12 protein-coding genes and 1 pseudogene are annotated in these 14,744 nt (G+C 70.5%); 6 read left to right on the top strand and 7 right to left on the bottom strand.

What is annotated here, in order from left to right; translation table 11 throughout:
* Positions 1–157: 157 nt before the first annotated feature.
* Positions 158–1,321: a magnesium and cobalt transport protein CorA gene (locus ACZ4Z2_RS20420; protein ID WP_468077914.1), complete on the top strand. Its 1,164-nt coding sequence runs from the start codon at positions 158–160 to the stop codon at positions 1,319–1,321.
* Between the two features lie 366 nt (positions 1,322–1,687).
* Here the strand turns inward: ACZ4Z2_RS20420 and ACZ4Z2_RS20415 are convergent, their stop codons facing one another.
* Complete coding sequence (locus ACZ4Z2_RS20415; RefSeq protein WP_468077912.1) at positions 1,688–2,035, bottom strand: YciI family protein; 348 nt, start codon at positions 2,033–2,035, stop codon at positions 1,688–1,690.
* Between the two features lie 161 nt (positions 2,036–2,196).
* On the opposite strand from ACZ4Z2_RS20415, the gene ACZ4Z2_RS20410 reads away from it, so the two are divergent.
* Positions 2,197–2,592, top strand: a complete 396-nt coding sequence (locus tag ACZ4Z2_RS20410) for a TetR-like C-terminal domain-containing protein (protein ID WP_468078141.1) — start codon at positions 2,197–2,199, stop codon at positions 2,590–2,592.
* A gap of 158 nt (positions 2,593–2,750) precedes the next feature.
* Here ACZ4Z2_RS20410 and ACZ4Z2_RS20405 read toward each other — a convergent pair whose 3' ends face one another.
* Positions 2,751–4,763 carry a glycoside hydrolase family 31 protein gene (locus ACZ4Z2_RS20405; RefSeq protein WP_468077910.1) on the bottom strand — a complete coding sequence of 671 codons (2,013 nt, stop codon included), beginning with the start codon at positions 4,761–4,763 and terminating at the stop codon, positions 2,751–2,753.
* Positions 4,764–5,093: 330 nt separating this feature from the next.
* On the opposite strand from ACZ4Z2_RS20405, the gene ACZ4Z2_RS20400 reads away from it, so the two are divergent.
* Entirely contained in the window at positions 5,094–6,440 is a 1,347-nt protein-coding gene (locus ACZ4Z2_RS20400) for an extracellular catalytic domain type 1 short-chain-length polyhydroxyalkanoate depolymerase (RefSeq protein ID WP_468077908.1), read from the top strand.
* 320 nt (positions 6,441–6,760) lie between these two features.
* On the opposite strand, the gene ACZ4Z2_RS20395 is transcribed toward ACZ4Z2_RS20400, so the two are convergent.
* Positions 6,761–7,867, bottom strand: coding sequence for a ricin-type beta-trefoil lectin domain protein (locus ACZ4Z2_RS20395; RefSeq protein ID WP_468077906.1), 1,107 nt, complete (start codon positions 7,865–7,867; stop codon positions 6,761–6,763).
* A 996-nt stretch (positions 7,868–8,863) separates the two neighbouring features.
* Positions 8,864–9,274, bottom strand: coding sequence for an ATP-binding protein (locus ACZ4Z2_RS20390; protein ID WP_468077904.1), 411 nt, complete (start codon positions 9,272–9,274; stop codon positions 8,864–8,866).
* A 142-nt stretch (positions 9,275–9,416) separates the two neighbouring features.
* Between ACZ4Z2_RS20390 and ACZ4Z2_RS20385 the strand changes: the two genes are divergently transcribed.
* Both ACZ4Z2_RS20385 and ACZ4Z2_RS20380 read left to right on the top strand, forming a co-directional pair.
* Positions 9,417–10,382: a helix-turn-helix transcriptional regulator gene (locus ACZ4Z2_RS20385; protein ID WP_468077902.1), complete on the top strand. Its 966-nt coding sequence runs from the start codon at positions 9,417–9,419 to the stop codon at positions 10,380–10,382.
* Between the two features lie 59 nt (positions 10,383–10,441).
* Positions 10,442–11,554, top strand: coding sequence for a DNA alkylation repair protein (locus ACZ4Z2_RS20380; protein WP_468077901.1), 1,113 nt, complete (start codon positions 10,442–10,444; stop codon positions 11,552–11,554).
* A 32-nt stretch (positions 11,555–11,586) separates the two neighbouring features.
* On the opposite strand, the gene ACZ4Z2_RS20375 is transcribed toward ACZ4Z2_RS20380, so the two are convergent.
* On the bottom strand, positions 11,587–13,062 hold the full coding sequence (locus ACZ4Z2_RS20375; RefSeq protein WP_468077899.1) for an FG-GAP and VCBS repeat-containing protein: 1,476 nt from the start codon (positions 13,060–13,062) through the stop codon (positions 11,587–11,589).
* A 275-nt stretch (positions 13,063–13,337) separates the two neighbouring features.
* Between ACZ4Z2_RS20375 and ACZ4Z2_RS20370 the strand changes: the two genes are divergently transcribed.
* A complete protein-coding gene (locus ACZ4Z2_RS20370) occupies positions 13,338–13,616 on the top strand; it encodes a GlsB/YeaQ/YmgE family stress response membrane protein (protein WP_468077897.1) in 279 nt (92 codons plus the stop codon).
* A gap of 168 nt (positions 13,617–13,784) precedes the next feature.
* Here the strand turns inward: ACZ4Z2_RS20370 and ACZ4Z2_RS20365 are convergent, their stop codons facing one another.
* Both ACZ4Z2_RS20365 and ACZ4Z2_RS20360 read right to left on the bottom strand, forming a co-directional pair.
* Positions 13,785–14,204 (bottom strand): DUF6003 family protein, encoded by a 420-nt coding sequence (locus tag ACZ4Z2_RS20365; protein WP_468077895.1) that lies wholly within the window; start codon positions 14,202–14,204, stop codon positions 13,785–13,787.
* 138 nt (positions 14,205–14,342) lie between these two features.
* Positions 14,343–14,517 (bottom strand): annotated as a pseudogene (locus tag ACZ4Z2_RS20360) (amino acid transporter); the annotation flags it as partial.
* Positions 14,518–14,744 lie beyond the last annotated feature (227 nt).

Below are 14,744 nucleotides of genomic sequence, written 5' to 3'. Positions count from 1 at the left end.
GGGACGGACGGAGACTGTCCGCGACACGGAGGGGGACGGACGGAGACTGTCCGCGACGCCCGGCGGGATCGGAACTCCCAGGGGCCGTGCCACGGTTTGCCCCGGATACCCTGTTCGAAGATCACACAGACGGATGTGCGACTCCGGAGGCGAACCGATGGCCGAACGACGCGCCCGCCCAGCCTCGAAGAGCGCCAGGGGGCCGGTCTGGCGCCGCGCGCTGTCCCCGCCCGCACCGCCGGCGGGCCGACCGCCCGCGCCCCGCCCCGGACCGGCGGGCCCGGAGCGGCCGGACCGGGCAGCCAGTGTCGTACAGGCGGTCCTGTACGAGGACGGCGTACGGGTCGCCGCGCCCGCGTCGCTCGCCGAGACGTACCGCGCGCTGCGGGAGACTCCGTCGGGCATGGCGTGGATCGGGTTGGCCCGCCCCACCGAAGGTGAACTGCTCTCGCTGGCCTCTGAGTTCCACCTGCATCCGCTCGCCGTCGAGGACGCGATGGAGGCCCATCAGCGCCCCAAGCTGGAGCGCTACGGCGACACCCTCTTCGTCGTCCTGCGCGCGGCGCGCTATCTCGACGCCCCCGAGGAGGTCGACTTCGGTGAGCTGCACGTGTTCGTCGGCCCGGACTTCGTCATCACGGTCCGCCACGGCGCGGCGCCGGACCTCTCGGCGGTCCGCCGCCGGATGGAGGACACACCGGAACTGCTGAAGCTGGGCCCCGAGGCGGTGCTGTACGCCATCCTCGACGCGGTGGTGGACGACTACGTGCCGGTCGTCGCCGGTGTGCAGAACGACATCGACGAGATCGAGACCGAGGTGTTCCGGGGCGACCCGGAGGTGTCCCGCCGCATCTACGAACTCTCCCGCGAGGTGGTCGAGTTCCAGCGCGCCACCCGTCCCCTGGTCGGGATGCTCCACGGCCTCATGGCCGGGTTCACCAAGTACGGGACGGACGACGAACTCCAGAGCTACCTCCGCGACGTGGCCGACCACGTCACGCACACGAGCGAACGCGTCGACGGCTTCCGCCAGGCCCTCACGGACATCCTCACGGTGAACGCGACGCTGGTGACCCAGCAGCAGAACGCGGAGATGCGGGCCCTGGCGGAGGCCGGCTTCGAACAGAACGAGGAGATCAAGAAGATCTCGTCGTGGGCGGCGATCCTCTTCGCGCCGACGCTGGTCGGCACGGTCTACGGCATGAACTTCACGCACATGCCGGAGTTGCACTGGGTGTTCGGCTACCCCTTCGCCATCGCCCTGATGGGGGTCGTATGCACCAGCCTGTACGTCATTTTCAAGCGACGGGACTGGCTCTGAGCGATCGCGGAGAGCCCCGGCTCGTCGCGGCGCCGCACGGCTACGCCGACCTGACGGTGAGCGGCGTCCTGCCGCCGAGGCGGCTGAGCACGACCTGGACGATCTGATCGCGGCCATCCTGCGCGGCTGCGCGCCACAGTAGAGCCGCGCAGGATGACCAGAGGGGCCGACCCTCAAGACTGACCGAGGGTCACTTTTCAGAGGCTGGCGGCAGGAACCTCGAGGACAAGCTCCTCGGGCTCTTCGCGACGCTGCTCGCTGCTCGCGCTCGCCGCTCAAGCAGAGGCGATCCGATGTTCAGCTCCAGGTCGAATCCTTCAGCAGGTCCGCGCCCACCAGCACGCCGCGAACACGGGCCGAAGCCGTTCAGGCGGATTCGAGGATCGGGCGGATCTCGACGGTCTCCGGGGTGGGGAGGCTCTTGGCCAGTTCGAGCGCTTCCTCGCGGTCGGCCACGTCGACGATGAACCAGCCGCCGAGGGTCTCCTCGCCGGTGTGCGCGGGTCCGTCGGTCACGATCAAAGTCCCGTCAGCCGCGGTGCGTACCGTCGCGGGTGCCGTGTGTTCGGTCTCCAGGGCGTCGCCACCGACCAGCTTTCCGGCTGCGGCGAGTCCTCCGATCCAGCCTTCGTACTCCTTGCGGTATGCGGCCCGGTCGGCCTGGATCCGACGGCGCGACTCGTCCGTCTCGAAGATCACGAGTGCGAATTTCATGGGAATGCCTTTCCGGTCGCCGTACGGGCGACCACTACTGATGGTGTGGGAAGGGTGGTCTGTTCAGGCGATGCTGTCGGCCGAGGTGACGCGAGCGAGTGAACCGATCTCCAGTGCGGTCCACAGGGCGCCGTCCGGTCCCGTGGTGAGGGCATGGGGCCCTGCTGCGCACCGTCGGCTCCGACCTCGACTACCGCGACACCGGCGACGTCCGCGCCGATCTGCGCGAGCAGTTCGTCCGCTCCAGTGCCGCACTGCTGAGCCCCGCGATCTGGCCCGTCTACCGCGCCGTCATCATCGCGGCCCAGGACGACGACGCACTGCGCGAGCGCCTCTACCGGCAGTTCCTCGCCACGATCGAACAGCGCACGCTGGACCGCCTGACCAGAGCCCAACGCGCCGGCGAACTCATCGCGGACGCCGACCTCACCTACCCCACCGAGGTGCTGTGTGGCGCCCTCTACTACCGGGGGCTGCTGTCCACCCGCCCAGTCGACGAAGCAGCGATCGACGGCCTGCTGGACATGTTCATGGCCGCCTATGCCGTCTCCTCATGACTCCTCGTCGGCCGCGGGCGTGACCCGTCCGGTTCGCCCTGCCGGCGTCTCTCCCCTTGTGGGCCCAGACGGAGAGACAGCCGATGGTATCCAAGTCCGGGCGACGGACGCGTAAGGGCCGCAGCTGGACTCCGGCTCGGAGCCACAACCGCGGCCCGTCATCCCGCCGGATCAAGCACGGTGCCCATGTCGCTCCCTTCCCGTGTGTACACGGGGATGCGGTCCAGTGGGGTTTCCGCTTCCAGCCGCGTGCCGCCCTCCCGCGCACGGCCGGTGTGCGCGTCCAGCCAGCGGGCGCCGGCCGGCAGATAGACCTGGCGGGTTCGCGCGCCCGCCTCGTACACGGGTGCCACCAGCACGTCGGGGCCGAGCAGGAACTGGTCGTCCACGTCCCAGGCGTGTTCGTCCTCGGGGAAGTCGAAGAACAGGGGGCGCATCACCGGGGCTCCGGTGCGGTGGGCCTCCTCGGACAGGCGTGCCAGATACGGGCGCAGCCGCTCGCGGAGCATCAGGTGGTCGCGGAGGATGCCGTACGCCTCCTCCCCGTAGGACCAGACTTCGTTGGGGCCGCCGGTGATGTCCGCGGAGAACGTGGGGTGGTGGGGCTTTCGGTCCCCGTGCAGCCGCATGACGGGGCTGAAGGTGCCGTACTGGAACCACCTGATCAGCAGCTCGCGGTACGCGGGGTCGTCCGGGTCGCCGCCGGCGAAGCCGCCGATGTCCGTGTTCCACCAGGGGATGCCGCTCATGGCGACGTTCAGCCCGGCCCTGATCTGGCGGGCGAGGGAGTCGAAGGTGGCGGGGATGTCTCCGGACCAGAGCAGGGCCCCGTGGCGCTGGCTGCCCGCCCACGCGGAGCGGACCAGCGACAACGGCCGGTCCTCGCCCGCCGCGCGCAGTCCGTCCGCCACCGCGCGGACGTGCAGCACGGGGTAGAGGTTCGCGGCCTCGGCGGCCGGTCCGGCCGCGTAGACGGCGCGCTCGGCGACGGATTGGGGCAGGTCGGGTTCGCAGGCGTCCAGCCAGAAGCAGCCCACGCCCAGCGCACGGTAGTTGTCGTCTAGCCGCCGCCACAGCGCGGCGCGTGCGCCGGGGTGCGTGGCGTCGTAGTACGCCATCGGGAGCGTCAGCGCCTCCCCGGCCTCCCGGGACGGCCACGCGAAGGTGAGCAGACCGCCGTCCGCGTCCCGGACCAGGTGCCCGGAGGCCCGCAGCTCGTCGTAGGTGTCACTGCCGGGTTCGACGGTCGGCCACACCGAGACGGCGAGCTGCACCCCGAGACGGTTCAACTCCTCGACCATGGCGGCGGGGTCGGGCCACTCGCTCTCCTCGAAGCGCCAGTCACCCATCTTCGGCCAGTGGAAGAAGTCGCAGACGATGACGGCCAGCGGCAGCCCTCGCTCCCTGTACTCCCGTGCCACCGCGAGGAGTTCGTCCCGGGTGCGGTAGCGCAGCTTCGACTGCCAGAAACCGGAGGCCCACTCGGGGAGGAGAGGCGGGCGTCCGGTGGCCCGGGTGTAGGCGTCGAGGATCTGGGCCGGGGTGTCGCCGGCGGTGATCCAGTAGTCGACTCGCCCGCCGGCGTCAGCGGTCCACCGGGTGGTGTCGGCGCCCAGTTCGACACGGCCGGTGGCGGGGTTGTTCCACAGCAGGCCGTAGCCGCGCGAGGAGTGCAGGAAGGGGATGGCGGCGACCGTGTTGCCCTGGACGAGGTCGATCACACAGCCCTTCTGGTCCAGGCGTCCGTGCAGATGCTGGCCGAGGCCGTGCAGCCGTTCCCCCTCGTATGCCTCGAAGTGCTGCTCCGTCCGGCCGCCCGCCGCGTGGACGCGTGGGCCGGGGTGATGCGTGTAAGGGTCCTTGTCCGCGAGGAGTTCACGGCCCGAGACGGCGTGACGGAACCTCAGACGACCGTCGGCCGACGCCTCGACGGCGAGGCGGCCGTTGCGCAGAAGGGCGCTGCCCTCCTCCGATACGGACAACTCGGCCTGCTGGGAGGTCGGGTTCTCCAGCGCACCCGGGGCGGCGGGGTCGACGGCCCCCGACGAGGCCCGGACCCGAACGGCGTCCGGACCCCAGGGCTCGATGCGGAGGATCTCTGCGGGGGTGTGTCGTTCCAGACCACCCGCGCGAACGCTGTAGGACAAAGGGGATTCCTCGGTTCGACTCATAGGGGTGTCGAGCGGCGCAGGCGGGGCGGGAGCCCCGTCGACGGTACGAGCTGACGTTATCCAGCTCTCGCGCTCCTCACACTTGCTCCCGTAGTCCAATGTTTGATGTGACGTCAGATGCGCCCCGAACACATACCCGCAGGTAACCAAGTTTTCGTGTCACACGACTAGACAGAAGCAACGTTCGTGTCCGTTAATTCATCCCATGTATCGGCGGAGAGGGCTGAGACGGCTGCGATGCCGTCCGGCGTCGCCTCCCAGGTGAAGTGTCGAAGCGCTTCAACAGCCGGTCAACCCCCACCCCCGTCGGATTCCGGGAAGGACACCGTCATGTCCCTGAAGTCCAAGAAGAGAAGCATCAAAGATGTACTCGTAGCCCTGCTGACGGCGATCTCGCCGCTGATCGCGGCGCTCGTACTGACCGGCGCCTCGGCCACCACCGCGTCGGCCGCGTCACTGACCGAGGTGACCAACTTCGGCAGCAACCCCGGCAACCTGCGGATGTACGTCTACAAGCCCGACAGTGCTCCGGCCCGCCCGGCGGTGCTGGTGGCGGTGCACTACTGCACCGGCACGGGGCCCGCCTTCTACTCCAACACGGAGTTCGCCCGCCTGGCCGACCAGTACGGGTTCATCGTCGTCTACCCGGACGCGAACGTCAGCGGGCAGTGCTTCGACGTCTCCTCGCCCCAGGCGCTCAAGCATGACGGGGGCAGTGACCCCACGAGCATCGCCCAGATGGTCCGGTACACCCTGCAGAACATGAACGCCGACGCCGACCGCGTCTACGTCACCGGCGCCTCTTCCGGCGCGATGACGACCAATGTCATGCTCGGCGCCTACCCGGACCTGTTCAAGGCCGGTGCGGCGTTCATGGGCGTGCCGTTCGGCTGCTTCGCCACCACCAACGGCTCCGGATGGAACAGCGAATGCGCCACCGGCAAGATCAGCAAGACCCCGCAGGAGTGGGGCGACCTCGTCCGGAACGCCTACCCGGGGTACACCGGCCCGCGGCCGCGAATGCAGCTGTGGCACGGCACCGAGGACGACGCGCTGTACTACGCGAACTTCGGTGAAGAGATCAAGCAGTGGACCAATGTGCTGGGAGTGAGCCAGACCCCGGTCTTCACCGACTCCCCGCAGCCCAACTGGACCCGCACCCGCTACGGTTCCGCCGGGACGCAGGCACCGGTCGAGGCGAACAGCTTCCAGGGTGTCGGGCACTCCCTGCCCGAGAGCGGCATGGCTGCCCGGGCCATCGCCTTCTTCGGCCTCGACGGCTCCGGCGGGACCACCGCGGGTCCGGTCCGCGCCACCGCCTCCGGCAAGTGCCTGGATGTGCCCGGCTCTTCGCGGACCAACGGCACGCAGACGGTGATCTGGGACTGCAACGGCCAGACGAACCAGACCTGGACCAGCACGTCGACCAAGCAGCTCACCGTCTACGGCGGCGCGAAGTGCCTCGACGCGACCGGAACCACCGCCGGCTCCAAGGTCGCGATTTGGGACTGCAACGGCGGCACCAACCAGCAATGGAACCGCAACGCCAACGGCACCATCACCAGCGTCCAGTCGGGACTGTGCCTGGATGTGACCGGTGCCTCCACCTCCAACGGCACGCTGGTCGGTCTGTGGGACTGCAACGGGGGCAGCAACCAGCAGTGGCGCCTCGGCTGACACCGACACCCAGGGCCTGAAGGGTTTCTGACCGGCGCGAGGCGCCGGGCGGGGCCGGCGGAGAGCCGAGCCGTCCCGCCCGGCGCCTCATCGGACGTACTGGGCGGGCCTGGTGGCGGCCGACCAGGGCAGCGGAGCCGACGTCTCCTGCGGCGGCTTTGTCTGGGTCATGCGCAGGATCTTTCGGTGCCGTCAGGGGACGGACCGTCCGACAGGTGGCGCCAGCGCTCCCGCCGACCGGCCTGAACCACCCCGCCGACCGGCGGAACAGCGCAGCGCCGAGCGGCGGGACCAGTGTCGGGACCGGGCAGGCTCGGGGTTCAGCCGGTGGCCAGCGTGGTCCACTTCTGGTTGCTGCCGCCGTTGCAGTCCCACAGCACGAGCTGCGTGCCGTCGGTCGTGGAGCCGCCCGGAACGTCGAGGCAGCGGCCGGAGGCGGCGTTGCGGTAACCGCCGTTGTAGGGCTCCCACTTCTGGTTGCCGCCACCGTGGCAGGCCCAGAGCTGCACCTTGGTGCCGTTGGCGGTGGCCCCGCCGGCGGCGTCGAGGCACTTGCCCAGGGAGCGCAGGGTGCCGTCGGGGTAGGCGGACCAGTACTGGTGGGCGCCGTCACCGCAGCTCCACGTCTGGACGGCGGTCCCGTCGGCGCTGTCGGCGCCGTTGACGTCCATGCACTTGCCGGCCACGCCGGACTGCACGCGGGCGGGGGCGGGGGCGGGGTTCTTCAGCCACCCGGCGCTGTCCGCGGCCCGCACGCCGCGGTGGAAGGCGTCGGCCATCTTCTGGTAGCCCGAGTCGTTGGGGTGCAGGGGGTCGGCCAGGTCGGCGGTGGTCAGACCGCTCATGTCGACGAACGCGACGTGTTTGCCGGTGGCCTGCGCGTCGCCGACGATCCGGCGGACGGCCTGGTTGTACGTGCCCCGCCACTGCTCCTCCGAGCTGTTGGTGGACACGACCAGGGAGGCGACGAGGACGGTGGCGTCGGGGGCGGCGGCGGTGATCCGGTTGACCAGCGACCTCAGCTCGGCGATGGCGGCGTCCGGCCCGGAAGCCCCGATGAGGTCGTTGGTGCCGATGTGCAGCGTCACCACGTTGGGCCGGTAGCGGCCCAGCGAGGCGTCGGCGAGTGCGGCGATCTCGTTGATGTGGTACCCGGGGTGGCCCTCGTTGTCGGGGTCGGACATCGGGCCGTTGCGCACCGTGCCCACGAAGTCCAGCGGATGGCCGTCCGCCGCGAGCCTGTTCCACAACGGCCCCCGGTAGCCGTTGCCCGTATCGCTGCCCACACCCCAGGTGATGGAGTCGCCCAACGGCATGACCCGCAACGGCGTGTCGGAGGCGGCGGAGGCGGGGGCCACACCTGCGGCTGTCGCCCCGAGCGTGGTGGCGACAAGCGTGACCAGGGGGAGAATCCAGGACTTTCTCATGCGGTTTCCTCTGTTCTGCGGGTGATTGCTCCAACGGGGCCGACGAACGCCCGGCCGTACCGGGAGATCAGACGGGGCCCCCGTACTGCACTCCGCGTCCGTTGGTGGCGAGGCGGACGCGGCCGTACACGCGCGGGTCACCGGTGATGGCGGCTCCGGTCCAACCCCACTGGTGCCGGTCGTCGTTGATCCGCGTCCAGGTCTTCGCCTCGTCGTCGGAGCGGTGGATGACGCTGACGCTCTCGACGGCGCCGACCAGGGAGGTCGCCGGGTGGGAAGCGCCCCGGGCGGCCTTGCCGAAGCCCAGGGTGTGGGCGGCGTGCCAGCTGCTGACCTTGGTGAAGGTCGCGCCCGCGGCGGTCGGCCGGGAGAGGCCGTTCCCCTTGATTGAAGGTCCGGCCGCCGTCGGTGCTGACGAACACCGTGCCGGTCGTGCGACGCCATGAGCCGCTCCCGGTACATCAGCGCGAGGGCCGTGAGAGGCAACTGCCTTCCCGGTTCGGAGAGTTGGCCGGTACGGATCGCCGGCTGGAGCCTCTCCGGCTCGGCACTGAGGACATGGAGGCGACGTTCGGCGTCATTGCGTCAACCCTTCATGGCGCACCCGGACGCCCGGCGGTGGGCCGTCGGCTGCGGTGACGTGACTTGAACCAGTTGAGCTGAAAGGCGGACATCCCATCACTGTCGACGCGACATCGTCGAAGCGCTTCGATGTTGCAGCGAGGTTAAGGGAACGCCTAGGGGCGCACAAGAGCCACTTCAAAGATTCCATCGAGGCGCGCGGGGAGGGTTATACAGGCGCTCTGCTTGATGAACGATGTTCATCTTTTGACGCGGCGCCGACGCCGGGAGATGCGTCGAAGCGCTTCGAGAATGCCGTCGGCCATCCACGATAAATCCCCCGTGTCCGCGCACACTCGGCAGGTCGGCGAGAGAGGGCAACAACAAGCGGCGCGCCCGGTCGGGCGCGCCGCCGTCATCCGGTCGCCGTCCGGATCACCTCGCGGGATCGGTTTCGGTGGGGCGGAAGCAGGCCGTCACCGTCTTGCCCTGCCTCTGGCACCTGATCCCCCACTCGTCGGCGAGCTTCCGCACGATCGCCACGCCACGGCCGGAGACCGCACCCGGCTCCGGTTCGCGCTGGCGCGGCAGGGTCGGGTCCTCGTCGTGGACGCTCACATGGAGGCAGTCGCCGTCCCAGGTGAGGACCAAGTGTGCGTCGCTGTGCGCGTGGACATGCGCGTTGGTGATCAGCTCGGACACCGCCAGCACGATGGAGTCCACCGTCTGTGGCTCGGCGGCGGCCCAGGGCAGGGACTCGAGACGCCTGCGTGTCCACTCACGCCCCGAACGCACCCCCCTGGACATGGGGAACGAGTGGGCCCATCCCATCGCCTTCACCGCCACTGTTCCGACTCCTCCCCATCAGCCATCCTGCCGCGTACAAAAACCGTGTACCCGGCATCAGATGACGTAGTGCCGCTCAGGCACCGCGATCCGCCCGCGATGGTCCGGTGAACCACGATCAACTGCCTACTAGAGTCCCGGTGTGTCGAGTACTCCGGTGCGGCTGTTGCGGTTGTTGTCCTTGCTGTCCCAGCGGCCGTCGTGGACGAACCGCGAGCTCGCCGAGCGCATGGACGTCAACGAGCGCACCGTGCGGCGTGACGTGGCCCGGCTGCGGGAGCTCGGCTACGGGGTGGAATCGGATCCGGGGCCGTGGGGCGGTTACCGCATGGCGCCCGGCGGTACCGTCCCGCCGCTGAACCTGGACGACGACGAAGCCCTGGCCGTGGCGGTCGCGCTGCGGGAGACAGCGCTGCGGGGAGTGCTGGGCAGCGACCAGGCGGCACTGTCGGCGCTGTTCAAGTTGCAGCGGATGCTGCCTCGCCGGGTGGCCGACCGGCTCAGCTCCTTCGCCGACTCCGTCGTCCACACCCAGCAGGGACCCGCCGATCCGGTGTCGTCCGAGGTTCTGCTGGAGCTGGCCGACGCCTGCCGTCACGGCAACCGCCTGCGGCTGGTGTACTGCGACAGCGCGGGGCGCCGCAGCAGCCGCGCGGCCGACCCCTACCGGCTCGTCCGCACCCGGCACCGCTGGTACCTGGTCGCGCTGGACGTCGAGCGGGGGCAGTGGCGAACGTTCCGGGCGGACCGGGTGGTGGAGGTACGGCCCACGGGGCAGCCGGTCCGGATCGACGACCCGCCGGACGCCGGACGCATGGTCGCCGACATGCTGACCTGCGACTACCCGCTCTACGCGACCGTGGTGCTGCCGGTGCCCCTGGAGGAGGCCCAGCGGCTCGTCCCGCCCGGCTCCGGCGGTCATGAGAGCGCCGGGCCGTACGCCACGCGCGTCACCCTCGGCGGCACCGGCCTCGACGAACTCGCCACCCGTCTGCTCGCCCTGGCCGTGCCGCTCGTGGTGGTCGCGCCCGACGAACTGCGCGACGTGCTCCGCGCACGCCTGCGCGACCAGCTCGACGCCCTCGGCTGCGATCAGGACAGGTTCTGACCGGGTCGGTTCCTAGAGTGGGCGAGGAGCTCATCGACCCCAGTGACGGAAGAGACCGCATGCCATTCGCCGACGAACTCATGGGCCGCCCCGCCGTCGACAACCTGCTGCGCGCCATCCGGACCGCCGCTCCCGACGCAGCCCTCACCGCACTGCGCTCAGCACCGGAGCGGATCGCCCCGCTGTCCCTCGGGGAACGCGCCGACCTGCTGCGCGATGCCCTGCTCGCGGATCTGCCCGGCGACTACGCCGCCCTCGCCCAGGTCATACGGTCCGCCCGCGACAACGCCCCCGACTTCACCGGCTGGCTCATCTGGCCGGTCACCAGCGCGCTGGCCACCCGCGCCGTCCAGGAGGACAGCGATACGGCCTTCGACGACGCGATGGCGCTGCTCGCCGACCTCACCGGGCGCCTGACCTCGGAGTTCGCCATCCGGACCCTGCTGCGGCACGACCTCGACCGGGCGCTCGGCATCACCACGGGCTGGACCCGCTCGTCCGACGCCCATGTACGCAGGCTCGCCTCCGAGGGCACCCGCCCCTACCTCCCCTGGGCGGTACGCGTGCCGGACATCATGGCCCGCCCCGGGGTGACCCTGCCCCTCCTCGACGCCCTGTACCGGGACGAGAGCGAGTATGTGCGCCGCTCGGTCGCCAACCATCTCAACGACCTCAGCCGTGACCACCCCGACCTCGTCATCGGTACGGCCCGCCGCTGGCTGGCCGACCCCGCCGCGACGACGGAACGCCTCGTCCGCCACGGGCTGCGCACCCTGGTCAAGCGCGGCCATCCGGGCGCCCTGGAACTGCTGGGCTTCGCGCCGGCCGTGACGGAGGTCGACGGACCGCACCTGGACCGGGGGACCGTCCCGTTCGGCGGCAGCGTCCGGTTCACCGCCTCGATCCGCAACACCGGTGACGCCGAGGCACGCCTCGCGATCGACTACATCGTGCACCACCGCAAGGCCAACGGCGGCCAGACCGGCAAGACCTTCAAGCTCACCACCCGCACTCTCGCCCCGGGCGAACAGATCCAGGTCGCGCGGGTGCACTCCTTCCGTCCGATCACCACCCGCCGCTACCACCCCGGAACCCACGCGATCTCCCTCCAGATCAACGGAGTCGAGTCGGCCCGCGCCGCCTTCGAACTCACCGCCGCGGAGGCGCCCTGAGACGGCTTCCATGGCTGATCGGCCACTCCCGGTCAGGGGATCACCACTCCGGAGCCGTTGTCGCCGCTCAGGTTCTGGCCGAACGACGCCTTCGCCGACGGTGCCCCGATGTCCGTCGGGTTCACCGCGACCGACTTCGAGGCCGTCACACCGGAGGTCGCGCCGCGCAGCAGCCAGACGGCGCCGCCGTTCACGACGCTTCCCAGGTTCTCGCCGGGCGCGCCCGCGATCAGGTCCGCCCTGCCGTCGCCCGTCATGTCGAGCAGGCGCAGGGCCGCGCCGAACACGTCACCGGACTCGGCGGCGCCCGGTACCCCCGTCGTGTCCTGGTGGAACGCCTGGGCCCCCGTGCCGGTGAGCCCTCCCTTGCCGCCCTTGAGCAGCACCACGGCGCCGGCCCTGGCCTTGGAGCCGATGGCCTCGCCGGGAACGCCGACGGCCAGGTCGGGGTATCCGTCGCCGTTCGCGTCGCCCGCGTGCAGCCGTCCTCCGAACTGATCGCCCTTCTCGCCGGCGCCGGGCACACCCGCGGTGTTCTGCGTGATCGTCCGCGTACGGGTCTGGCTGGGCCCGGACGGCGAACCGTAGTAGACCTTGACAGTGCCCGGGTCCTCCTCGGTGCCCTCGGTGTCACCGTTCAGGAAGACCCGGGTGGCGAGGTCGGCGTAGCCGTCCCGGTCGAAGTCGGCGACGGCGGCGCCGGCCGCGGAGTTCAGCCGCTGCGGGACGGTGGACAGGCCGCTGCGGCTCCCGAGCCACAGCTTGCCGCCCTCGGCGTGGTTCTCGTAGACGTAGAAGGTCGCGAGGTCTTCGACGCCGTCGCCGTTGAAGTCGCCCGCGGCGGTGGCGTTGATGGCGTTGTCGGTGCTGTACACCTGCACTTGCTGTTCACGGGCGGGGACGCCGTCGCGGCCGAAGGGGCCGTAGAGGACGTCGTGGTAGTCGTACTCGTCCCCGTTGCGCAGGAACAGGTCCGTGTGCCCGTCGCCGTCGAAGTCACCCGCGGTGAGGTCGTCGCCGACCTCGGCGTTCGCCGGTGTGCCGACGCGGACGGCGTCCTGGCCGGACAGGCCGGTCTTGCGGCCCCACAGGACCGTCACCGATCCGTTGACGTTGCTCTCCGGCCGGTAGTCGCGGGCGACCACGGCCAGGTCGGTCAGGCCGTCGCCGTCCAAATCGCGGGAGATCATCGTGTCGCCGAAGACCTGGTGGTCGCCGGAGGCGCCGGGCACGCCGGGGGTGTCCTGCGTGATGACCGTGGTGCGCTCGGGGTCGAGGCCCTGGGCGGAGCCGTAGTCGATCGTGATGTAGCCGGCCCAGGTGTGCCCGCCGACGCTCGCGCGGGGCGCGGCGACGGCGATGTCCTGGTGGCCGTCGCCGTCGAAGTCCTCGCGCACGGTGGCGACGCGGCCCTCCGCGGACGCGCTGCCCGCGGCGATCGGCACGCCGAACGACCCGATCAGGGCAGCGGCCACGGCGGTCGACAGGGCGGGTCGGCGGATTCCCACGGCTCCTCCTCAAAGCGCGAGCGACGTCCGTCGCGTCGCGCGGATGTGACTCACCTTCAAGACACACGGAAACGCCGGATGGTTGTGCGATGACGACGGGGTGACGCGCCGGGCACGGCCGCGGTCGCCCGGGCGTTCTCATGGCTCACCGCTACGGCGTGGAGGGGGGTACTGGCCGCCGCTGTCCGAAAACTGCTGGGGGACTGTGACGTTTGTACGAGCGAAATAGGTGCAGACGGTGAACTGACACAGTCCTTATACAAGCGGAGGGCACCATGGGCATCATCGCGTGGATCATCATCGGCCTGCTCGCCGGCGCCATCGCCAAGGCTCTGATGCCGGGCAAGGACCCGGGCGGCATCATCATCACCATGCTCATCGGCATCGCCGGTGGGCTGCTCGGCGGCTGGCTCGGCAAGGTCGTCTTCGGCGTCGACTCCATCGACGGGTTCTTCGAACTCTCCACCTGGATCGCCGCGATCGTCGGCTCCGTGATCCTGCTGGCGCTGTACCGCCTCGTCGCCGGCAGCCGGCATACGCACCGCCACGCGTGACCCGCTGAGGGCACCACGCCCGCGGCCACCCCAGGACGGCTCCCTCCTTTACCCAGGACGGGAGCCGTCCTGGCGTGCGGGGCGGGGCGGTGCCGCCGGTGGCACACGCTGCGGCGTGCCTCCGGCGGCACCGGCCGAGGACCTCCTCGTACCGGTGCGCCGCCCCTGTCAGGAAGCCGATGTCACGGTCGCGGGGTCCACTCCGGTCAGCTCGACGATGCGGTGGGGCGGCACGCCGGCGGCGAGAGCGCGTCCGATCAGGCCGTCCCGGCCCTCGGCGGAGTCACGGTAGGCGAGCAGTTCCTCCTCGATCCGGGCCAGCGGCTCCGGTGCCAGCTCGTGGCGGAGCCGGCTCATCTCCTCGTCGCTCAACGGGACGGGCAGCCGCTCCGCCCCCTCGGGGATCGCCGCCGTCTCCTCCGGGGGCAGCAGACGCAGATGCGGCGAGGTCGGTGTGATTCCGTACGCGTTCAGCCACGCCTGTACCGCGGGAGTCTCCATGCAGGCGAGATCACCTACGGCCGCGGGGGCCACCCCCAACGACGCGGGCATGTCGTCCAGCAGGAACAGGTAGGCGTCATCGGTCATCCTCGTTCTCCTTCACGGCAAGGTCGGACGGCGTTCGGATGACGTCCCATTACCCCGTCGCCTCCGAATTAGGTGCGGGAGTTCCAGGCGTGGCGGCCGCGCCGCTGACAGGCCCTCGGCAGGGGCGTCGTGCGCGTTCCTGCGGCGCAGGCGGTCGCGGAGGAGGGCGACGGCGACCATGTGCACGGCCACCAGGGGGGGCAGGGGCCACGTGGTCGCGGCCGCCGCCCTCGGTGGTGTCGGTGAGCATGTAGCACAGGACGAACGTGATCATCCCGATGGTGGCCCAGGTCAGGTACGGGTACAGCCACATCCCAGACGATCAGCCTGTCGGGGGTCTGGACGGCCTGCGCCTCCTGGTCGAGGAGAGGGAAACGGACCGACGACCCGGCGCGCCCGGCCGCGTTGGAGACCCGCTTCCATCTGGATCTCGCGGAGGCGCTGGGCGGCCCCGGGATCCGGGAGTCCGCCGCCGATCTGCTCGGCCGCCTGCACCGCTGCCCCCTGGACCGCCCAGCCTGTCGACCACCGCCCCGTCCG

This window comes from Streptomyces sp. NPDC030183, assembly GCF_055573455.1.
The sequence above is the reverse complement of the archived record's forward strand: the minus strand, read 5'-3'. Positions and strand labels throughout refer to the sequence as shown.

Coding starts and splice junctions, on each gene's coding strand:
- ACZ4Z2_RS20420 (WP_468077914.1), top strand. CDS start 158: ATGGCCGAACGACGCGCCCGCCCAGCCTCGAAGAGCGCCAGGGGGCCG.
- ACZ4Z2_RS20415 (WP_468077912.1), bottom strand. CDS start 2,035: ATGAAATTCGCACTCGTGATCTTCGAGACGGACGAGTCGCGCCGTCGG.
- ACZ4Z2_RS20405 (WP_468077910.1), bottom strand. CDS start 4,763: ATGAGTCGAACCGAGGAATCCCCTTTGTCCTACAGCGTTCGCGCGGGT.
- ACZ4Z2_RS20400 (WP_468077908.1), top strand. CDS start 5,094: ATGTCCCTGAAGTCCAAGAAGAGAAGCATCAAAGATGTACTCGTAGCC.
- ACZ4Z2_RS20395 (WP_468077906.1), bottom strand. CDS start 7,867: ATGAGAAAGTCCTGGATTCTCCCCCTGGTCACGCTTGTCGCCACCACG.
- ACZ4Z2_RS20380 (WP_468077901.1), top strand. CDS start 10,442: ATGCCATTCGCCGACGAACTCATGGGCCGCCCCGCCGTCGACAACCTG.
- ACZ4Z2_RS20370 (WP_468077897.1), top strand. CDS start 13,338: ATGGGCATCATCGCGTGGATCATCATCGGCCTGCTCGCCGGCGCCATC.
- ACZ4Z2_RS20365 (WP_468077895.1), bottom strand. CDS start 14,204: ATGACCGATGACGCCTACCTGTTCCTGCTGGACGACATGCCCGCGTCG.